This is a genomic window from Streptomyces beijiangensis (genome assembly GCF_017315755.1).
GTDB classification, from domain to species: domain Bacteria; phylum Actinomycetota; class Actinomycetes; order Streptomycetales; family Streptomycetaceae; genus Streptomyces; species Streptomyces beijiangensis.
Map to the genome: position 1 here is coordinate 1 of NZ_JAFLRJ010000137.1, position 4,179 is coordinate 4,179.

A 4,179-nucleotide genomic window follows, 5' to 3' on the forward strand; every position below is an offset into this window, starting at 1 on the left:
CTCAATCGCCGGACGGGCTTGTTTTGGGCCGGTCCACACGGAAAAGTGCGGGCGCCCTTTTGGCCGACCACACCGAAGTCTGCGGGCGGGCTTGTTTTTGGCCGATCCACACGGGAAAGCGCAGGCGCCCTTTTGGCCGGGCCACACCGAACGGTGCGGGGGGCTTGTTTTGGCCGATCCGCACGGGAAAGCGCGGGCGCCCTTTTGGCCGGGCCACACGGAACGGTGCGGGCGGGCTTGGGGTCAGCCCAGTTCCTTGCGTTCCGCCTTCTTCGCCTCCTTGAGGCGCTGGCGTTCCGCGCGGGTGATCTTTCGCTCGACCCCGACGCCGCCCATCAGCGCGAACCCCGTCACCGTCACCCGCGGCGAGCCCGGCGTGCCCTCGCCCGTCGCGTCGTCGCCGAAGCCGCCCATGATGCCGATGCCCTTGACCACCACCGTCAGGTCCGGAGGCACGATCACCCCCATCCCGCCCATGAACGCGAAGCAGCGGATCACCACATCGCGGTCCGCGAACCGCGCCTCGCGCAGGTCGATCTCGCCGCCGCCCATCATCGCGAACGCCGTGAACCTCGGGCCCACCGTCCACGGGCCCTTGCGGCTGAAGCCACCCCAGAAGGCGAACGCCCCGCTGGAGGAGACCGTTCCGCCGATGCGTTCCGCCCAGCCGCCCTTCACCGCAGGTGCGGGCACGGCCGACTGGAAGGTCCCCGGCGCCGGCAGGTCCCGTACGAGCGGCTCCAACTCCCCGTGCGTACGCGCCTTGTAGGCCGCATCAAGCCGGTTCTCGAACTCCTCCATGTCGAGGCGGCCCTCCGCCACGGCATCCCGCAGCGACTCGGCCACCCTCTCGCGCTCGGCATCGGAGGCGCGCATCTCCGGGAGTTCAGAAGTCATGACCGCCAGCCTAGTAAACCCCGCGATCTGCGTACATCTTTGCGATGACCGCCTCGATGTCCGGTTCCCGTACGGAGAGATCGACCAGGGGGTACGAAGCCGCGATCGCCGCGACGATCGGCGCCGCCGAAGCCGCCGAAGGGAAGGCCAGCCACTGGCGCGGACCCTCCACCTTCACCACCCGCACCAACTCCAGGTCGATGGGCGGAAGTTCCCGTTCCAGGTCCACCACCAGCATCCTTTCGCTCACCCCCGACCCCACCTCGTGCAGTCCGGTCAGCGCGCCGTCGTACATCAGCCGCCCGTGGTCGATCACCATCACGCGCTTGCAGAGCTGCTCGATGTCCTGCAGATCGTGCGTGGTGAGAAGCACCGTCGTACCCCGCTCAGCGTTCAAGTCCCGCAGGAATTCACGGACTTTCGCCTTCGATACGACATCGAGCCCGATCGTCGGCTCGTCCAGGTACAGCACCTCCGGGTCGTGCAGCAGCGCCGCCGCGATGTCTCCGCGCATCCGCTGGCCGAGCGAGAGCTGCCGTACCGGAACCTCCAACAGCTCGGCCAGGTCCAGGAGTTCGACACAGCGCTCCATGTTCTCGGCGAAGCGCGCGTCCGGGATCCGGTACATCCGGTGCGCGAGCCGGTAGGAGTCCCGCAGCGGCAGGTCCCACCAGAGCGTGGTGCGCTGCCCGAAGACGACCCCGATCCGCTGCGCAAGCTTTGTCCGCTCGCGGGAAGGATCGAGGCCCGCCACCCGCAGCCGGCCGCCGCTGGGGGTGAGGATGCCCGTCAGCATCTTGATGGTGGTCGACTTGCCCGCGCCGTTCGGCCCGATGTAGCCGACCATCTCGCCGCGCGCGACGGTGAAGCTGATGCCGTCGACCGCCCGCACCTCCGACTTCTCACGACGCCAGAAACCCGCCTTGCGCCGTACGTCGAAGACCTTTTCCAGGTTGTCCAGCTCGATGAAGTCCGCGTCCACCACTGCCCCTCAGCTCCCTAACTCCCTGTACTGCGGTACGAGCGAAGGCCCGCCCGCCACGCGAGTCCCGCAAGTCCCATGCACGCCGCCGCCACCAGCGGCGGCGTGAAGGCCAGCCACTGCGGTACGTCCAGCGGGTACGGCCGCCCCAGCACGTACAGCGCGGGCAGCCAGTTGACGAAGGCCAGCGGGATCACGAAGGTCACGCCCCGCACCAGGTCCTTGGCGAAGACCGTCGGCGGGTACACGAGCATCGTCACCCCGCCGTACGTGAAGGAGTTCTGCACCTCCGAAGCATCCTGCGCCCAGAACTGGAAGGCAGCCCCGACCACGAACACCGCCCCGAAGATCGCCCCGCCCGACAGCAGCATCACCGGTACGAGCAGCACCTTCACGACCGTCCAGTCGATGTCCAGCACCAGCAGTGCATAGCCGAGGACGAGCAGCCCCTGGGTGATCCGCCCCAGCCGCCGCAGCGCGAACCGGTCCGCGGCGACCTGCGCGAGTACCGGAGCCGGGCGCACCAGGAGCGTGTCCAGCGTGCCGTCCCTGATGCGCCGGCCGAGGCGGTCCATCGATCCCATCACCAGGTCCGAGAGGCCGAAGGACACCCCCGCGGTCCCGTAGAGGAAGGCGATCTCCGGCAGCGAGTAGCCGCCGAGCGAGTCCACATGACTGAACATCATCAGGATCGCGACGAAGTCGAAGCCGGTCGCCGCGAAGTTGCCCAGGGCCGTCATCGCGAAGGAGGCCCGATAGGCCATCGTCGAGCGCACCCACATCGAGGCGATCAGTCCGTACGCACGGATGCCGTCCAGGGTCCGTCCCCGAGCCTCGGTCTCAGCCACCCTGCACCACGACCTTCCTGGTGGCGGCGGACTGCAGGAGCCGGCCCACCGTCAGCAGCACCGCCGCCCAGCCGAGCTGGAAGGCGTACGCACCCACCAGGCCCCACCCGGTGTGCTTGCCGAGCAGGACGTCGGCCGGGATCTGGAGCAGCGACGACCAGGGCAGCACCTTCGCCAGCTCGCCCAGCACCCCGGGGAAGACGTTCAGCGGCAGCAGCATCCCCGAGAAGAACAGCGACACCAGTCCGATGATCTGCGCGACGCCCGCGCCGTCGAGGAGCCAGAAGGAGGAGAGCGCCACCAGGTAGCGCACCGCGAAGCTCACCACCACGCCCAGGACTACGGAGAACACAAACGCAATCCACACGAAAGGGTTGTCCGGAAGCGCGAGATCGAAGACGAGCGCCCCCAGCATCATCGGCATCGTGCCGCGCACCAGGAAGTGGAAGGCAGCCCTCCCCAAGTCTCCCGCCAGCCACCACAGTTGCAGGTCGGCGGGCCGGTAGAGGTCGGTGGCGATGTCTCCGCTGCGGACCCGTTCGATCAGTTCGTCCTCGAAGCCGCCGCCCAGCATGGCGACGGTCGCCATCATTCCCTGGCCCAGCCACACGTAGGTCAGGGCCTGGGCCTGGTCGTACCCTCCGAGGTGCGGCTTCTGGTCCCAGAGCGCGATGTAGGTGTACGCCACGATGAAGCCGAAGACGGTGTTGGTGAACACCCCCGCGACCGTCGCCACCCGGTAGGTCGCATGACGCCGGAACCCTCCTGCCGCGACCAGCGCATACAGCCGTATCAACGGGTCCCCTCCATCCGAGCACCAAAGCGCCCGACCCTAGTCCAGCGGAGCGGTCACTGCGACAGCTTTCCTGGACCGGACCAGCGGATCAGGGGATAACCGCCGAAGAAGTGCAATATGGGCGCATACGATCCCATTACGGCCGGAGAGACATGAGCGACGAGCAGCCGGACCAGCAGCACCCGGGCTGGGCACCCCGGGACCTCACCGCCACCGGCCCGGATCCGGAATCCGGACCCACCGACAAGAACGGGAAGCAGAAGCAGAAGCGCCCCAAACGCACCGGCTGGCGCCGCTTCTTCCCCCGCTGGCGCTGGGTCGTCGGCACGATCCTCGGCTTCCTGCTCCTCTGCATCGGCCTGTTCTTCCTCGGCTACGCCCTCGTCCCCATCCCCGACCCCAACGACGCGGCCACCGCCCAGTCCAACGTCTACCTCTACGCCGACGGCAAGAGCCAGCTCGCCATCGACGGCGCGGTCAACCGCGAGGACGTCCCCCTCAGCCGGATCGCCCTCACCACCCAGCACGCCGCACTCGCCGCCGAGGACCGCAACTTCTACAACGAGCGCGGCATCTCCATCACCGGCACCCTGCGCGGCCTCTTCAACACCGTCACCGGCAAGGGCAAGCAGTCGGGCTCGACCATCACCCAGCAG

At 68.2% G+C, this 4,179-nt stretch carries 5 protein-coding genes; 1 reads left to right on the plus strand and 4 read right to left on the minus strand.

Going from position 1 to position 4,179, the window contains the following annotated elements; translation table 11 throughout:
• Window positions 1-243: 243 nt before the first annotated feature.
• From J0695_RS15040 to J0695_RS15055, 4 genes are read right to left on the minus strand one after another with little or no spacing between them, the layout of a single operon-like run.
• Entirely contained in the window at window positions 244-897 is a 654-nt protein-coding gene (locus tag J0695_RS15040) for a DUF1707 SHOCT-like domain-containing protein (RefSeq protein WP_206962535.1), read from the minus strand.
• Between the two features lie 10 nt (window positions 898-907).
• Window positions 908-1,882, minus strand: coding sequence for an ABC transporter ATP-binding protein (locus tag J0695_RS15045; protein WP_206962536.1), 975 nt, complete (start codon window positions 1,880-1,882; stop codon window positions 908-910).
• 14 nt (window positions 1,883-1,896) lie between these two features.
• Window positions 1,897-2,727, minus strand: coding sequence for an ABC transporter permease (locus J0695_RS15050; protein WP_307798631.1), 831 nt, complete (start codon window positions 2,725-2,727; stop codon window positions 1,897-1,899).
• Window positions 2,720-3,520 carry an ABC transporter permease gene (locus tag J0695_RS15055; protein ID WP_206962538.1) on the minus strand — a complete coding sequence of 267 codons (801 nt, stop codon included), beginning with the start codon at window positions 3,518-3,520 and terminating at the stop codon, window positions 2,720-2,722. The genes J0695_RS15050 and J0695_RS15055 overlap by 8 nt, the downstream gene beginning before the upstream one ends.
• Before the next feature lie 155 nt (window positions 3,521-3,675).
• Between J0695_RS15055 and J0695_RS15060 the strand changes: the two genes are divergently transcribed.
• On the plus strand, window positions 3,676-4,179 hold a 504-nt coding region (locus J0695_RS15060; RefSeq protein WP_206962537.1), incomplete at its 3' end, for a transglycosylase domain-containing protein.

Coding starts and splice junctions, on each gene's coding strand:
- J0695_RS15040 (WP_206962535.1), bottom strand. CDS start 897: ATGACTTCTGAACTCCCGGAGATGCGCGCCTCCGATGCCGAGCGCGAG.